Genomic DNA, 15,871 nt, shown 5'->3' on the forward strand with positions numbered 1-15,871 from the left:
CAAGGCGAAACAATGACGAGAAGGAGCGAGCAATCGACATCGGTGATACATCGCGCCGACCAGGGCCGCCGCGCCGGTCGACAGGGTTTCGCTTGCGATTGCCGGGTCGGACGGGGCCGAGGTATCACCCCGCGCCATCCCGTTCTCCTCACTGACACACCCGGCTGCCCGCGTTCCTTGATCAGATCCCGATGTCCGCGATGCGCACGACTCGCGTCCTCCTGATCGCGACCGCGGAAGCAGGCGTCTCAGGAGCGAAAGGAAGTCGACATGGGTCTTGAGGTGAGCGGAGTTCCGGAGACGATGCTGTGGACTCTTCACAACCGGGCGAGCGAGGCGCTGCGCGACGACGGGGTCATCCGGGATCCCGAATGCCTTCGCGTCTACCGCGGCATCGAGTATGACTACGAGGCGCGCTTTGGCAACGCGAGCCCATCACACGGCGTTCGCTCGCGCGTCGTCGATGCCGAGATCCGGCGGTTCGCAGCCACCCACCCACGCCCGACGATCGTCAACCTCGGCGAAGGGCTGGAGACGCAGCGTTACCGCTTGGCCGACCTGGAGGTGCGGTGGATGAGTGTCGATGTGGCCGAAGCGCTCGCGGTTCGGGAGCGCCTCATCCCCCCGGACGACACTCACGTTCACCTCGCCGCGTCCGCTCTCGATGCTGCCTGGGCGGATGCAGTGCCAGAGGGGCCGGTCCACGTCACCGCTCAGGGACTGCTGATGTACTTCGAGGAGCAGGAGGTCGATGGGCTGATCCGGATGCTTGCGGCGCGATTCCCAGGAGCATGGCTCTCGTTCGACACCATCCCCGAATGGTTGTCCCGACGATCGATGCACGGGTGGAAGCTGACGCCGTCGTACACGGTGCCTCGGATGCCCTTCGGCATCAGCCGCCGCGAGCTGCCCGCGAAGATGGCGCGTCTCGTGCCCGGCTCGGTGACGCGCGAGATCCCCTACTCGTTCCCGCGCGGCGCGGGTCGCTGGTTGGCCCCCCTCCTCTCGGCGACGCCCGTCCTGGGCTCGCATACTCCCTCGATCTGGACCGTCGAGCTCCCGACAAGGCCTTGAGTCCGCCTCTCATCCAGCGCGGAGGCACGGTGAGGCTCTCTCGCCGGTGGACGACGCGGACCAAGCTGGGTGGACCGAAAGTGTGACGAGCCAAGTCGACTCGAGACATGGAAAGAGCCCGCCCGACCTGTTCGCACAGATCGGACGGGCTCTCGTTGCTCCCCCGGTTGGACTCGAACCAACAACCCTCCGGTTAACAGCCGAATGCTCTGCCAGTTGAGCTACAGGGGATCGCTGGCAAGCGGGTGAAACCTTAGCAAGATCAGCGCGGCTGTCGAAATCCGGGGGTGGCTCGGCGCGGGCGCAGCGACTCAGACGGGACCGGCGAGACGGTCGAGCAGGGTGCGCCGGTGCTGCTCCAGGCCGGCGAGTTCGGCGAACATGGCGCGGTAGCCGTCCAGGTCGGAGGGGTCGGCCCGCTGGAGGCGGGACTTCACCTCGGCGATCCGGCGCTGGGCAGTGAGTTCCCGCAGCCGGAGGACGTGTTGGGTGACGTAGGAGGCGTCCATCTCCTTCGTGGTGCGCAGGGGCTCGACAGCCAACTCGCTCACCACCGCGGCGAGCTGGGGCGAACCGGCTGCGTCGCGCAGCCGCGCCGCCCAGCTGGGGTCACCGGCACCGGCGGCAGGACCGCCGGCCGCGGCGACCAGCTCCCAGGTGAGGCGGTACGCCGGGTGGGTGAAGTCCTCGGCACTGATCTCACCGGTCGTCCGGCCCACGACCATCGGGTGTTGCACGATGATCTTGAGGGTCTCGCGCTCGATCGCGAACTTCGGTTCCCGCAGGCTCGGGGCCGGTCGCACGGCCGGTGCGGGCGGCGGCGTCTCGTCTGTGCGCACGGTCTCCCGCTGGCCGCGGGTCGAGCGCTCGGGGCCGCGGCGTACCGCCCGCTGCACCTCGCGTCGGGCCTCCTCGACGTCCACCCCGACCATCCCGGCCAGCTCGCGAGCGAAGGCGTCGACCTTGGACCGGTCGCGCACACTGCTCACCAGCTTGGCCCCGGCCCGGAGTGCGTCGACCCGTCCGTCGGCGCGGTCGAGATCGAAGCGGCCGACCTCGTTGGTCAGCACGAACCTGTACAGCGGCACGCGGGAGGCGACCAGGTCGCGCACCGCCTCGTCGCCCTTCTTCAGGCGCAGGTCGCACGGGTCCAGGCCGTCCGGCTCGACCGCGACGTAGGTCTGGGAGACGAAGTTCTGGTCGCCGCCGAAGGCCTTGATGGCGGCCTTCTGCCCGGCCTCGTCGCCGTCGAAGGTGTAGATCACCTCGCCACGGAACTCCTGGTGGTCGGCCATCAGCCGACGCAGCACCTTGGCGTGGTCGTCGCCGAAGGCGGTGCCGCAGGTGGCCACCGCGGTGGTGATGCCGGCCAGGTGGCAGGCCATCACATCGGTGTATCCCTCCACGATCACCGCCCGGTTGGACCGCGCGATCTCCCGGCGGGCCAGATCGAGACCGTAGAGCACGTGGCTCTTCTTGTAGACGGGGGTCTCGGAGGTGTTGAGGTACTTCGCCTCGATCCGGTCGTCGTCGAAGAGCCGCCGAGCACCGAACCCGATCGTGTCGCCGCTGGTATCGCGGATGGGCCACATCAGCCGCCCCCGGAACCGGTCGTACGCCGAGCGCCCGACCGAGACCAGCCCGGCGGCGACCAGGTCGTCCTGGGCGAACCCACGGCCGCGCAGGTGCCGGAAGAGATCCTCCCCGCCGCGCGGGGAGAACCCGATCCCGAAGTGCTCGGCCACCGCCTGGTCGAACCCGCGCTCGTCGAGGAACTGCCGGGCCACCACCGCATCCGGGGCACGGAGCTGGTCGGCGTAGAACTCCTGGGCCACCCGGTGGGCCTCCACCAGGGTGCCGCGGGAGGGGCCGCGCCGCTCCCGCGGGGCATCCCCCTCCTCGTCCCGCTGGAGCTGGACGCCGCACTTGTCGGCCAGCCGCTCCACGGTCTCGGCGAAGGACAGTCCGTCGAGCTTCATCACGAAGTCGATGACGTCGCCGCCCTCCCCGCAGCCGAAGCAGTGGTAGAACCCCCGATTGGGGGTGACGTGGAAGGAGGGCGACTTCTCGTCGTGGAAGGGGCACAGTCCCTTGAGCGATCCGGTGCCGGCGCGGGTCAGCGTGACGTACTGGGAGACGATCTCCTCGATGCGCGCCTTCTCGCGCACCTCCGCGATGCTCGTCTCCTTGATCCGTCCGGCCACAGCGCGATCCTACGGCCCTCGCCCCATCCGATCCCGTCCGCTCCACAGCCGACGGCCACCTCAACGGCCGTCGATCACCACCCGGTCCACCCCAGCGCTGGGACGACGGTCGGCCCACATCCGCTGCACCGTCCGGATCTCCTCCACCAGCCAGGGGTCGAGGTCGGCCACCACGAGTCCCTCGACGGCCTCATCCAGACCAGCGAGGAGACGACCCTCGGGGTCGTAGACCGCCGAACCGCCGATGAAGTCGCTCGGCGCCCCGACCAACCCGGCGAAGACCACGTAGACACCGTTGTCGAGGGCACGTGCCCGGTGATGCAGGTCGCGGCGGTGCTCACCGCCCGGGAACCAGGCGCCGCTGTTGAGGTAGACCTGCGCACCGGCTGCGGCTGCCTCGGCGGCGTGCTCGGGGAAGCTGGCGTCGTAGCAGATGGAGATCCCGACCCGGACGCCCTCGACCTCGAGCACCAGCGCGCGCTCCCCGGCAGTGAACCGGGCCCGTTCGGTGGCGTCGAGGTGCTGCTTGTCGTACGCCGCCACCGGGAGCCGTCCGGGCGCCAGTACGAGACTGCTCAGGGTGGCCCGATCACCACGTTCGAGCGGGCTGGGGAGCACCACGACCAGGTGGTGCTCACCGACCGCCCGCTGGACCTCGTCCAGCCAGTCCAGCTGCTCCGCGGGCGGTAGCGGCCCGGCGAGCACCTCGAGGTCGTAGCCGGTCACGAACGCCTCGGGGAAGGCCAGCAGGCCTACGCCCCGCTCCCCCGCCGCGCCCACCCATCGAGCCGCCGCGGTGAGGTTGGCCGAGAGATCCCCCGGGACGGCCACGGCCTGGACCGCGCCGACCCGCAACGGCATCAGTAGGAGCCGGACATCACGTTGGCGAGGGGCTCGCCGGCGGCGTACCGCTGCAACTGCTCGCGGATCAGCCTGCGCATCCGTGGCTGGAAGGCGGAGGAGGCGCCGCCGACGTGCGGGGTGATCAGCAGGTTCGGGGTGTCCCACAGGCGATGGTCGGCGGGGAGCGGCTCCACCTCGGCGACATCGATGGCGGCAGTGATCCGCTTCGCCGTACAGGCCTCGATCAGCGCGTCATGGTCGACGAGGGCACCGCGCGCGACGTTGACCAACAGTGCGCGATCCTTCATCCGGCCGAGGAAGTCGGCGTCGACCAGGCCACGGGTCTCCTCGGTGAGCGGCGCGATCAGGATCACGACGTCGACGGTGGGGAGGAGGTCGGGCAGCTCGGTGAAGGCGTGCACGCCCTCCCGCGCCGTCCGCGCGACCCGGACGATCTCGGTCTCGAAGGGCAGCAGTCGGGCCTCGATGGCCTTGCCGATCGAGCCGTAGCCGAGGATCATCACCCGCCGGTCGGCCAGTGCCGGCCGGTAGCCCTGATGCCACCTGTGCTCGTCCTGGAAGCGCACGTAGCCCGGGATCCCGCGCAGGCTGGCCAGGGTCAGGGTGACCGCCAGCTCCGCCGTCGAGGCGTCGTGGATGCCGCGTCCGTTGCACAGCGTCACGCCGTCCGCCACCTTGCCCCGGTAGACGTCGACGCCCGCGGTCTGGAGCTGGATGACCTCGAGGCTCGACATCTGTGGCAGCACGTCGACACCGGCGGATCCGATCATGTACGGCGGGATGTAGAAGCGCACCTCGCCGACCGAGTCCGGCACGTGCTTGGTCGGGTCGACCACTTCGTAGCGCAAACCTTCGGGGGGCTCCCCCAGCTCGGCGGGGTCGAACGGGATCCAGACCAGGGGCTGCTCAGCGCTCACCCAGGCACCCTAACGAGTCCCTCGGATGCTCCTGACCCTGGTCGGCAGGCGAGACATCGGAAGGAGTTTCGCCGACCGACGCGGATCACGCGTCGCTGCCGCCCACCAGGCGCTGGTGCCAGGCCACCGCGGCCACATCGGTCAGGGAGGCGACCTGGTCGATCACCACGCGCAGCCTGGCGGCGTCGTCGCGGGCCTCGTGCCAGTCGGCGACGAACACCCGGTCGAGCTCGGCCGGCCCCCGCGCGAGGAGCACGTCGACGAGGTCGGCGAGCAACTCCCGCTGACGTGCCATCAGGCTCAGTCGGTCATCGCTCTGCATGACGTAATGGGCGGCGAGACCCTTGAGCACGGCGATCTCCAGGGCGGTCGACCGGGGGACCACCAGGTCGCCGGCGTACCGCACCAGCGGCCTCGCATCGGGAAGGTACGACGCGCTCTGGACCGCCCCGCAGAACCGGCCGATCAGGTCGCTGGTGAGGTTCTTCAGCGCTGCCTGCCCCCGGCGGGAACCGTCGTAGGGGTGCTGTGGCCAGCTGCCCACGGCGGCGAGGTCGGCCAGCACCGAGCGCACCAGGGCCTCGTCGGCCCCCGGGAGGTACCAGTCACGGACGGTCTCGGCCACCGCCCCCGGATCGAGCCGGGTCAGGTCGATCTTGCCGGCCACGACGCCGTCCTCGACGTCGTGCACCGAGTAGGCGACGTCGTCGGCGAGATCCATGATCTGGGCCTCGACACAGCGACGCTGCCCGGTCTCGGGGCTGCGCATCCAGTCGAACACCGGCAAGTCGTCGTCGTAGACGCCGAACTTCGGCCCGGCGACCGCACCGCGTCGCCAGGGGTACTTGGTGCAGGCGTCGAGGGTCGCCCGGGTGAGGTTGAGCCCCACCGAGCGTCCTTCGGCATCCACACTCTTGGCCTCGAGCCGGGTGAGCAGGCGCAGGGTCTGCGCGTTGCCCTCGAATCCGCCGCAGCTCTCGCTCAGCTCGGCGAGCGCCCGCTCGCCGTTGTGCCCGAACGGCGGGTGCCCGAGGTCATGGGCCAGTGCCGCGGTCTCGGCGATGTCGGGCTGGCTGCGGGCGCTCCACTCCCCCGGGCCGGCGGCGGTGAGGGCCCGGGAGATGTCGCGCGCGACCTGGGCGACCTCGAGACTGTGGGTGAGCCGGTTGCGTACGAAGTCATCCGATTGCGGTCCGACGACCTGGGTCTTGGCCGCGAGCCGTCGCGAGGAGGCAGCGTGCACCACCCGGGCCCGGTCGCGCTCGAACGGCGTCCGGGTCGGAGCATCCACCCGCTTGGGCGGCTCCGGCACCCGGCGCGCCCGGTCGGCCTCGTCGTACCACTCGTCCATCGGTGCTCACCCTAGAGCGCGGCGGCACCCCCGCGCGGTCGCATACCCGATCGGGAGCCAGAAGGCCCGGGTCGAGCCGGTCGTCGAGCGCCGACAACGCCGCCAGGCGCGCGTCCGGGATACCGAGCCTCGTCCGGCGCGGGTCTGGCCAGGCGGAGGCACGAAGGCGACCTCCCCGGGCGAAGCCGGTCGTCGAGCGCCGACAACGCCGCCAGGCGCGCGTCCGGGCGGCGCTCAGTAGACGGTGACGTGGACGTGGTCGTAATGATTCGCGGTGGTGGAGCCGCGGTCGGACATGCCGCGCCAGCCCTCGCCGGAGCGTTCGACCGACCAGATCTGCTGGGAGTAGATGAGGTACTCGATGCCGAGGTCGGCGTAGTTGGCCCGCAGGAACTCGGCGATGTCCCAGCCGGTCTGCCCGCTGATCATGATGTCGACCGCGCGGCCCTCACCGTGCTCGCCGTCGCTGCGGAAGGTGCCGTAGGTGCTGACCTCGGGCCAGTTGGCGCACACCGCCTGGTGGACCAGTTCGATGCTGGGGTCGACACCGGCCGGTACGGAGGTGCCGTTGGTGCACTCGCCGCCCAGCGCGGTCGGTTCCTCGTCGTCGAAGTAGCCGGAGGTCACCCAGCGGGAGGCGCCGTCCACGACGATCTCCTCCCGGCCACCGAACTCGCGGCCGGTGACGGTGACCTGGTCACCCTCCTCGAGGAGGCCGACGTTGGTCGCGTCCTCGCCCGGGAGATCCCAGAGGTTGAGTTCCTCGGTGGCCCATAGTCGGGTGTCCGCGCCCGCTATCGCCGTGCGTACGGCGGCGGGGGCCATCAACAGGTCGGCGGGGTCGCGCTCGACCTCGGTGCCGTCGACCACCTTCGCCCGGGCGAGCCGGGAGAAGGATCGGGACAGCGCGGGCTCGCGTTCCTCGGTCTGTTCCTGGAGAGCTCGGTCGACGTGCTCGAGCAACTGCGACCGGTCGGCGGTGGCGCTGGTCCGGCCGGTCGAGGCGGGGTCTGCGCTCAGCACTCCCGTCCCGACCACGACGCCGGTGGCGAGGAGGGCGAGGGGGGCGGCGATGAAGCCTGCTCGGGGGGTACGGCGGGCATTGGTGTCCCGCTTGTGGCTGTTGGCCACAGCGCTGATCCTTTGCGTTGCTGACGGGGGCGGTGCGGCCGGTCGCCCCCCGCGGCCGGGTCGCACGCTGCCCGACCCTGCCACAGGTGAGGAGCCTCGATCGGGTTCTGCACCGACCATTTCACGGACTGGTCACCCGGCGATCCCGCCCTCTCGGGTCCAGGAACGGCCGCCGGACCCCGGGTACGGAGCCCGGGGCACGGTGTCCTCAGTTGACCGAGACGTGCACGTGGTCGTAGTGGTTGGCCGTGGTCGAACCGCGGTCCTCCATGTAGCGCCAACCCTCCGAGGAGCGGACGGGGGTCCAGATCTGCTGGCGCCAGATGACGTCGTAGAGGTCGAACTCGGCAGCGTGGGCCTTGAGGAACTCGGCGATCTGGGTGCCGAGGGTCTCGTCGCTGGTCATGATGTCGATGGCCTTGCCGGAGGCGTGCTCGCCGTGCGCGTCGTAGCCGCCGTAGGAGGTGATCTCCGGGAAGGCGTTGCAGACCGCGCGGTAGACGGTGACCGCCCCGCTGGTCAGACCGCTCTCCACCGACGTGTCGGCGCAGGGCGCGGAGGAGACCTCGGCATCGGGACCGGTCTCGACCGGCTTCTCGTCGTCGAAGTAGCCGGTGGTCACCCACCGCGACCGGCCGTCGACGACGATCTCCTCGCGGCCTTCGAGCTTGCGGCCGGTGACGGTGACCTTGTCCCCCTCCTCGACGAGGCCGATGTTCTTGCCCTCGTCGGCGGGAAGCGTCCACAGGTTGAGGTCGGTGGTCGCCCAGAGCTTCGTATCGGCTCCGGCGACGGCCTTCTTCACGGCTGCGGGGGCCATCATCACATCGACCGGGTCTCGCTCGACCTCCGGTGCCTTGACCACCTTGGCCTCGGCGAGGCGGGAGAAGGATCGCGACAGCGCCGGCTCCCGCTCCTGCTCGGTCGGCTCCTCGGCGGCCTGGTCGGTCGCTTCGAGAGGCTGCGCGGGTCCGGCGCCGGCGGTGGTGTCCGCGGCGGGCTCGGGGTCCGCGCTCAGCACTCCCGCGCCGACGGCGATGCCGGTGACGACGAGGGCGAGCGGTGCCGCGAGAAAAACGGCTCGGGGGGTACGGCGGGCATTGGTGTCCCGCTTGTGGCTAATGGCCACAGCGCTGATCCTTTGCGTAGCTGACAGGTCATGTGCCGCCGTCCTTGTCCCCACAATCGGGTGGCACGGGGCCCGACCCTGGCACAGCGATGTCGACCCGATCGAATCCTGACCCGGTGGATCGCCGTGGCGCTCACCACACCCGAGGCGGCCCGGCCGGTACTCCTGCGGCCCCTGTGAAGCGTGAGTCGGCTCGTCGAGGTGCCCGGCTGCGCCGCCCCGGCGACGAGCCGCGAGACCCGCTGCGGCTAGCCGCCGGAGGTCTCGCCGACCTCTTCGGTGAGCCCGCAACCGCTGCCGTCGGTGTCGTCGAGCCAGCCCTCGGGGAGCGCGATCCGGCTGCGCGGCGAGCCCTGCCGACCGCGCGGCGTACCGAGCTCGCGGACCGGGAACGGCTCGTCCGGGTCGAGTTCGGCGATGAGGGTGTCCAGGTCCGCCAGCGTCGAGACCAGGCCGAGGTCGCGGCGCATCGCGCCGCCGGCGCCGAACCCCTTGAGGTACCACGAGACGTGCTTGCGGAACTCCTTGAGGCCGCGCTCCTCGCCCATGTGCTGCGCGAGCAGTTCGGCGTGCCGGCGCATCATCGCGCCGACCTCGCCGAGCGTCGGCAGGGTGGCGACCTGCTCACCGCGGAAGGCGGCGGCGAGGTCGCGGAACAGCCAGGGCCGGCCCAGGCAGCCGCGACCGACCACGACGCCGGCCGCACCGGTCTGCTCCACCATCCGCAACGCGTCCGAGGCCTCCCAGATGTCGCCGTTGCCGAGCACCGGGATGTCGACGGCCTCGACCAGCCGGGCGATGGCGTCCCAGTCGGCCTCGCCCGAGTAGGCCTGGGCGACGGTGCGCCCGTGCAGGGCGATCGCGGCGCACCCGGTCTCCTGGGCGATCCGCCCGGCGTCCAGGTAGGTCAGGTGGTCCTCGTCGATGCCCTTGCGGGTCTTCATCGTCACGGGTACGCCGTACGGCGACGCCGCGGCGACCGCCCGCTCGAGGATCTCGGCGAGCAGGCCGCGCTTCCAGGGCAGCGCGCCACCGCCGCCCTTCCGGGTGACCTTGGGGACCGGGCAGCCGAAGTTGAGGTCGATGTGCGCGACGCCGTACTCGGCGCACAGGATCTCGGCGGCCTTACCGACGTACACCGGGTCGGTGCCGTAGAGCTGCACCGACCGCACGGTCTCGAGGTCGTCGAAGACCAGCATGTCCTTGGTGTGCTGGTCGCCCTCGACCAGGCCCCGGCTGGTGATCATCTCGCAGACGTAGAGGCCGGCGCCCTGCTCGGCGCACAGCCGGCGGTAGGCCGCATTGGTCACGCCCGCCATCGGCGCCAGCACCACCGGCACCGGCACCTCGAGGGAGCCGAGGGTCAGCGGACGGGCTTGGACGGCGAGCGCGGACATACCTCACATTGTCGGTGACGAGGCCGCCGGGTCGCGAATCCGGCGGCGGGCTACGGCGTGGCCGAGGCCGAGGGGACCGGAGTGGGGCTCGGGCTCTGGCGCGCGCCGGCCTTGCCCGGCTGGGCGATCTGACCGCTCCAGGTGATCGGTAGGAACTCCTCGGTCGGCCGGAACGTGACCGCGGTGAGCCTGGTCTTCTCGGGCAGCAGGTAGACCAGGCAGACGTCGACGGTCGCCTTCGGCGCGAACGGGTCGGGCAGGGTGCCGGGCCGGCAGGGACGGAACTCGTGGGAGAAGGTGCTCGACTCGATCAGGGTGTTCGCGTCGGTGGCGGCGTAGAGCGGAACCGGACGCCCGCCCAGGTCGGTGTCGCCGGTATTGGTGACCGTCGCCCGCACGAAGTAGGGCGTCTTGGAGCCGGCGGCGTCATCGATCTCCCACCCCTCGAAGGAGGCGGCGAAGGTGGTGCGCTCGATGCCGGTGACGGTGATGTCGAGGACGCCGACCTGCTTCTGCCGCGGCTGGTAGGCGACGGTCGCCTGATCCCCGAGGGCCAGCTGGGTGCCGGGCTCGGTCAGCTCGACCCCTTCGGGTACGTCGAGGTAGGGGCTACTCGAGGGCGAGGGGTCGGAGCTCGACGTACCGCTGTCCGCGGTGGGGTCGGAGGTGCCGGTGGCGCTGGATCCCGAGGTGTCGGAGCCGGCGCCCGAGTCGGGCTCCTCGGTCGAGCACGCCGTCAGGGCGGTGGCGAGCAGCAGGCTCGCCACGACCAGTCCTCCACCATGACGAAACGCCCGCAGCATGGCACCCATGGTGCCACCGCTGCGGGCGTTCCCCACGATCGTGGCCGCCCTCCCACGGAGCCGTGGGAGGCCGGTCAGCTGCCGAGCAGGCGCTCGGCGAAGTAGCCGCTGATGCCGGAGAGCGAGATCCGCTCCTGGCTCATCGTGTCGCGCTCGCGCACGGTGACGGCGTCGTCCTCGAGGGTGTCGAAGTCGACGGTCACGCAGTACGGCGTGCCGATCTCGTCCTGGCGGCGGTAGCGGCGGCCGATCGCGCCGGAGTCGTCGAAGTCGACGTTCCAGTGCTGGCGCAGCTCGGCGGCCAGCGCCTTGGCCTTCGGCGAGAGGTCGGCGTTGCGGGAGAGCGGGAGCACCGCGACCTTGACCGGGGCGAGCCGCTTGTCCAGCTTGAGCACGGTGCGCTTGTCGACCCCGCCCTTCGTGTTGGGCGCCTCGTCCTCGGTGTAGGCGTCGACCAGGAAGGTCATCAGGCTGCGCGAGAGGCCCGCTGCCGGCTCGATCACGTAGGGCGTGTAGCGCTCCCCGGCCGCCTGGTCGAAGTAGCTCAGGTCGGCACCGGAGTGCTTGGCGTGCGTGCCGAGGTCGAAGTCGGTGCGATTGGCGATGCCCTCCAACTCACCCCACTCCGAGCCGGCGAAGTTGAAGCGGTACTCGATGTCCACGGTGCGGGTGGAGTAGTGCGAGAGCTTCTCCGCCGGGTGCTCGAAGTGGCGCAGGTTGGCCGGGTCGATGCCGAGGTCGACGTACCACGCGGTGCGGGTGTCGATCCAGTACTGGTGCCAGTCGGCGTCCTCGCCCGGCTTGACAAAGAACTCCATCTCCATCTGCTCGAACTCGCGCGTGCGGAAGATGAAGTTGCCCGGCGTGATCTCGTTGCGGAACGACTTGCCGATCTGGGCGATGCCGAACGGGGGCTTCATCCGCTGGCTGGTCACCACGTTGGCGAAGTTGATGAAGATGCCCTGGGCGGTCTCCGGGCGCAGGTAGTGCAGCCCGCTCTCGTCCTCGATCACCCCGAGGTAGGTCTTGAGCAGGCCGGAGAACTGGCGCGGCGGGGTCCAGGCCTTGCGGGTGCCGCAGTTGGGGCACGGGACGGACTCGTTGAGGTCGACGCTGTCGGGGTCGATCTCCTCGCCCTTGGCGGCCCGCTTCTCGGCGTACTCCTCCTGGAGGTGGTCGGCCCGGAACCGCTTGTGGCACGACTGGCACTCGGTGAGCGGGTCGCTGAAGGTCTCCACGTGCCCGGAGGCCTCCCAGACCGGCCGGGGCAGGATGACGCTGGAGTCGAGACCGACCACGTCCTCGCGGCCGGTGACGGTGGCGCGCCACCACTGCCGCTTGATGTTCTCCTTCAGCTCGACACCCAGCGGCCCGTAGTCCCAGGCCGAGCGGGTGCCGCCGTAGATCTCACCGCACGGGTAGACGAAACCTCGCCGCTTGGCGAGGGAGACGACATGGTCGACGGTGGATGCGGGCGGCTTGGCCACGGGTGCTCTCTTTCGGAACCAACGAGGAAGACAGGGACGGCGGTACGACGCGCACCACCGGTGCTCAGCCTAACGACCGCGTGGCCGCGGGGATCGGTTCGGGCCGAACTCATCCCCAGTCTCCGCCGGATTGACAACGATTCTCAGATATCTGAGAATCGTTCTCATGAAGTTTCCCGTCCTCCCCGCCGTCGGGGCCTGCCTGCTGGCCAGCGCCCTCACCGGCTGCGCCGCCTTCTCCGACGACTCCGAACCGGCCGCCGACGGGAAGCTCACCGTCGTCACCGCGATGTATCCCCTGCAGTACCTCGCCGAGCGGGTCGCCGGCGAGGAGGCGGACGTCGTCTCGGTGGCCAACCCCGGGCAGGACCCACACGACCTGGAACTCACCCCGGTCCAGACCGCCACCGTCATGGACGCCGACCTGGTCCTCTACGAGGACGGCATGCAGGCCGCCCTCGACGCGGCCGTCGACCAGGCCGACGGTGTGCCCACCGTGGACGCGGCACAGTCGGCCGACCTGGTGCCCGTCGAGGACCACGAGTCCGACCTCGTGTCCGGTGACTCGGAGGAGGCCCACGAGCACGAGCACGAGGACGGCGAGGAGGACGGCGAGGAGCACGCCGACGAGCACGAGGGCCACGACCACGGCGACCTCGACCCGCACTTCTGGCACGACCCGCAGCGGATGGCCACGGTCGCCGAGGCGCTCGCGGACGAGCTCTCCGAGCTGGACCCCGACAACGCCGACGTCTACGCCGGCAACCTGGCCGACTTCCGCGCCGACCTGGATTCGGTGGACCAGGAGTTCACCCAGGGGCTCGCGCAGTGCCGGCGTGACGTCGACGTCGTCTCGCACGACGCCTTCGGCTACCTGACCAAGTACGGCCTGAAGTTCGCCCCCATCGCCGGCCTCTCCCCCGACGCCGAGCCGACTCCCGCCGATCTGGGCCGTCTGCACGAGCTGATCCAGGACGAGGGCCTGACCACGGTCTTCACCGAGCGGCTCGCCCCGCCGGAGCTCTCCGAGCAGCTCGCCAAGGACGAGGGCGTGGACACCGCGGTGCTGGATCCCATCGAGGCACTCACCGACGAGACCGCCGATGAGGACTACCTTTCCCTCATGCGCGAAAATCTGGACGCACTCCGCAAGGCCAACGGCTGCCGATGAGCCGCTCCGCCTCCGATCCGACCACGGGCGCCTCGACCGCCGCGCCGGTCCAGCTCCGTGACGGCAGCGTCACCATCGCCGGCCGCCCGGTGATCCGCCAGGCCTCACTCACCGTGGCGCCGGGCGAATTCGTGGCGCTGATGGGCGCCAACGGCTCCGGCAAGTCCACCCTGGTCCGGGCGCTGACCGGTCTGCGCCCGCTCGCCGGCGGCACCCTGGAGCTGTTCGGCACCCCGTTCGACTCCTTCCGCGACTGGCAGCGGGTCGGGTTCGTGCCGCAGCGGGCGGGGGCCGGCTCCGGCGTACCCGCCTCGGTGCAGGAGGTCGTCGCGTCCGGACGACTCACGCGACGCCGGCTGCTGCGCCCGCTCTCCCGCGCCGACAAGGCGGCCATCGCTCGGGCGATCGAGCTCGTCGGCCTCACCGATAAGGCGAAGGACGGCGTCTCGACCCTCAGCGGCGGTCAGCAGCAGCGCACCCTCATCGCCCGGGCCCTGGCCGGCGACCCGGAACTGTTCTTCCTCGACGAGCCCACCGCCGGCGTCGACCTGCCCAACCAGAAGGCTCTGGCCGACACCCTCGGACGACTCAAGGAGCGCGGCTCGACCGTGGTGCTGGTCGCCCACGAACTGGGCCCGATGGCGCCTCTCGTGGACCGCTCGGTGGTGATGCGTGACGGCAGGATCGCCTACGACGGCGCACCCCTCTCCGACAGCGCCGTCCACGATCCGCTCTTCGGTGACGTCCACACCCAGCACCATGTCCACCACGATGCCCCCGGGGCGCAGCAGCAGGATTTCGCACCCAAGGTGACTTCCCTCATCGAGCGGACGCAAGGAGATCAGGGATGACCGTCGCCGACCTGTTCGCGATGCCCTTCATGCAGCGCGCCCTCATCGCAGCGGTGGTCACCGGACTGGCCGCACCCGTGGTCGGCACCTATCTGGTGCAGCGCCGGATGGCCCTGATGGGCGACGGACTGGGCCACGTCGCCGTCACCGGGGTGGCGTTGGGTCTGCTGACCCACACCTCGCCCACCTGGACGGCGGTGATCGTGGCGATCGCCGGCGCCCTCCTGGTCGAGGTGATCCGCGAACGCGCCAACGCCGGCGGTGACGTCGCGCTCGCGCTGCTCTTCTACGGCGGTCTGGCCGGCGGCGTCTTCCTCACCGGGCTGGCCGGTGAGAGTGCGGCCAGCCTGCAGAGCTACCTGTTCGGCTCGATCACGACGATCGGGATCGCCGATGTCCTCGCCACCATCATCTTGGCCGTGGTCGTGCTGGTGGTCGGCCTCGGGCTGGCGCCGCAACTGTTCACCGTGGCGCAGGACCAGGAGTTCGCGGCCGTCGCCGGGCTGCGGGTCCGCTTCTACAACCTGCTCGTCGCCGTCCTCGCCGCCGTCACCGTGACGGTGGCGATGCGCACCGTCGGACTGCTGCTGGTGAGTGCGCTGATGGTCGTGCCGGTGGCCACCAGCCAACAGGTCACCAATTCCTTCCGTGCGACGTTGTACGGCGCTATGGGCCTCGGTCTGCTGGCCTCCGCGGGCGGGCTGGGCATCTCCGCGGTCGCCTCCTTCCGGGTCACGGTGGCCCCGGGTCCGACGATCGTGCTGGTCGCCCTGGCCTTCTTCCTCATCACCTGGCCGCTCGGTGCCTGGATGCGCCGCCGACGCCGCCTCCAGGAACCCTTCGCGGACCTGGCCGCCGCCGAGCACACCCGCGTGGACGAGCATGCCCACGAGCACGGCGAGGACTGCGGTCACCTGGCGGTCGAGCACGGCGACCACGTCGACTACGTGCACAACGGCCACCGGCACGCCGTCCACCGGGTCGAGGGGGGCCACCACTATGACGAGCACTGAGCCGGGCCACGCGCCGGCCGCGGTCCCGGCCCCGCCCCCTTCGGAGGCCCCGGCCGAGGTCCCCGATCCGGCCCGCGCCGGGATGCGACCGACCAAACAGCGCCGGGCGGTCGCCGTGGCTCTCGCCCGCGAGGACGCCTTCGCCTCCGCCCAGCAGATCCACGAGCGGCTCTCCCGCGAGGGCGAACAGGTGGGCCTGGCGACCGTCTACCGCACCTTGTCCGCCCTCGCCGACGCCGGCGAGGTCGACATGATGCGGACCGAGGGCGGCGAGGCGATCTACCGCAGCTGCTCCCCCACCCACCACCATCACCTGGTGTGCCGATCCTGCGGACGCACCGTCGAGGTCGAGGGCCCCGCCGTCGAACGCTGGACCACCGCCATCGCCGAACAACACGGATACGCCGAGGTCAGCCACACCCTGGAGATCTTCGGCACCTGCCCCGAGTGCCGCTGAGGCGGGGCGGACCGGCCGGCCG

At 70.7% G+C, this 15,871-nt stretch carries 14 protein-coding genes and 1 tRNA gene; 5 read left to right on the forward strand and 10 right to left on the reverse strand.

Going from position 1 to position 15,871, the window contains the following annotated elements; translation table 11 throughout:
* The first annotated feature begins 270 nt into the window (after positions 1-270).
* Positions 271-1,074: a class I SAM-dependent methyltransferase gene (locus G515_RS0116915; protein WP_028661098.1), complete on the forward strand. Its 804-nt coding sequence runs from the start codon at positions 271-273 to the stop codon at positions 1,072-1,074.
* Between the two features lie 158 nt (positions 1,075-1,232).
* Here the strand turns inward: G515_RS0116915 and G515_RS0116920 are convergent.
* The 10 genes from G515_RS0116920 to G515_RS0116965 all read right to left on the reverse strand — a co-directional run bounded on the left by G515_RS0116920 (position 1,233) and on the right by G515_RS0116965 (position 12,357).
* Positions 1,233-1,305 (reverse strand) — tRNA-Asn (locus G515_RS0116920).
* 80 nt (positions 1,306-1,385) lie between these two features.
* The gene (gene dnaG / locus G515_RS0116925; protein WP_028661099.1) at positions 1,386-3,278 is read right to left on the reverse strand and encodes a DNA primase; all 1,893 of its coding nucleotides are present in this window, start codon (positions 3,276-3,278) and stop codon (positions 1,386-1,388) included.
* Positions 3,279-3,338: 60 nt separating this feature from the next.
* Positions 3,339-4,139 (reverse strand): carbon-nitrogen hydrolase family protein, encoded by an 801-nt coding sequence (locus G515_RS0116930; protein WP_036555905.1) that lies wholly within the window; start codon positions 4,137-4,139, stop codon positions 3,339-3,341.
* Entirely contained in the window at positions 4,139-5,059 is a 921-nt protein-coding gene (locus tag G515_RS0116935; RefSeq protein ID WP_028661101.1) for a 2-hydroxyacid dehydrogenase, read from the reverse strand. The genes G515_RS0116930 and G515_RS0116935 overlap by 1 nt, the downstream gene beginning before the upstream one ends.
* Positions 5,060-5,144: 85 nt before the next feature.
* A complete protein-coding gene (locus tag G515_RS0116940; RefSeq protein WP_028661102.1) occupies positions 5,145-6,410 on the reverse strand; it encodes a deoxyguanosinetriphosphate triphosphohydrolase in 1,266 nt (421 codons plus the stop codon).
* A gap of 234 nt (positions 6,411-6,644) precedes the next feature.
* On the reverse strand, positions 6,645-7,541 hold the full coding sequence (locus G515_RS22825; RefSeq protein WP_051218513.1) for a VldE C-terminal domain-containing protein: 897 nt from the start codon (positions 7,539-7,541) through the stop codon (positions 6,645-6,647).
* Between the two features lie 208 nt (positions 7,542-7,749).
* A complete protein-coding gene (locus G515_RS22830; RefSeq protein WP_084653673.1) occupies positions 7,750-8,670 on the reverse strand; it encodes a VldE C-terminal domain-containing protein in 921 nt (306 codons plus the stop codon).
* 248 nt (positions 8,671-8,918) lie between these two features.
* Positions 8,919-10,067 carry a tRNA dihydrouridine synthase DusB gene (gene dusB, locus G515_RS0116955; RefSeq protein WP_028661103.1) on the reverse strand — a complete coding sequence of 383 codons (1,149 nt, stop codon included), beginning with the start codon at positions 10,065-10,067 and terminating at the stop codon, positions 8,919-8,921.
* Positions 10,068-10,117: 50 nt separating this feature from the next.
* The gene (locus G515_RS23380) at positions 10,118-10,870 is read right to left on the reverse strand and encodes a hypothetical protein (protein WP_157571168.1); all 753 of its coding nucleotides are present in this window, start codon (positions 10,868-10,870) and stop codon (positions 10,118-10,120) included.
* Positions 10,871-10,944: 74 nt separating this feature from the next.
* On the reverse strand, positions 10,945-12,357 hold the full coding sequence (locus tag G515_RS0116965; RefSeq protein ID WP_028661105.1) for a glycine--tRNA ligase: 1,413 nt from the start codon (positions 12,355-12,357) through the stop codon (positions 10,945-10,947).
* A 166-nt stretch (positions 12,358-12,523) separates the two neighbouring features.
* Here G515_RS0116965 and G515_RS0116970 point away from each other — a divergent pair, with 166 nt between their 5' ends.
* From G515_RS0116970 to G515_RS0116985, 4 genes are all read left to right on the forward strand, one after another.
* A complete protein-coding gene (locus G515_RS0116970; RefSeq protein ID WP_028661106.1) occupies positions 12,524-13,528 on the forward strand; it encodes a metal ABC transporter substrate-binding protein in 1,005 nt (334 codons plus the stop codon).
* On the forward strand, positions 13,525-14,379 hold the full coding sequence (locus G515_RS22080) for a metal ABC transporter ATP-binding protein (RefSeq protein WP_036555906.1): 855 nt from the start codon (positions 13,525-13,527) through the stop codon (positions 14,377-14,379). Before G515_RS0116970 ends, G515_RS22080 begins: the two co-directional genes overlap by 4 nt.
* Positions 14,376-15,392, forward strand: coding sequence for a metal ABC transporter permease (locus G515_RS0116980; protein ID WP_028661107.1), 1,017 nt, complete (start codon positions 14,376-14,378; stop codon positions 15,390-15,392). Before G515_RS22080 ends, G515_RS0116980 begins: the two co-directional genes overlap by 4 nt.
* An 82-nt stretch (positions 15,393-15,474) precedes the next feature.
* Positions 15,475-15,849 (forward strand): Fur family transcriptional regulator, encoded by a 375-nt coding sequence (locus tag G515_RS0116985; RefSeq protein WP_028661108.1) that lies wholly within the window; start codon positions 15,475-15,477, stop codon positions 15,847-15,849.
* The last annotated feature ends 22 nt before the right edge of the window (positions 15,850-15,871 follow it).

This window comes from Nocardioides insulae DSM 17944, assembly GCF_000422825.1.
In the GTDB taxonomy this organism is placed as follows: Bacteria; Actinomycetota; Actinomycetes; order Propionibacteriales; family Nocardioidaceae; genus Nocardioides; species Nocardioides insulae.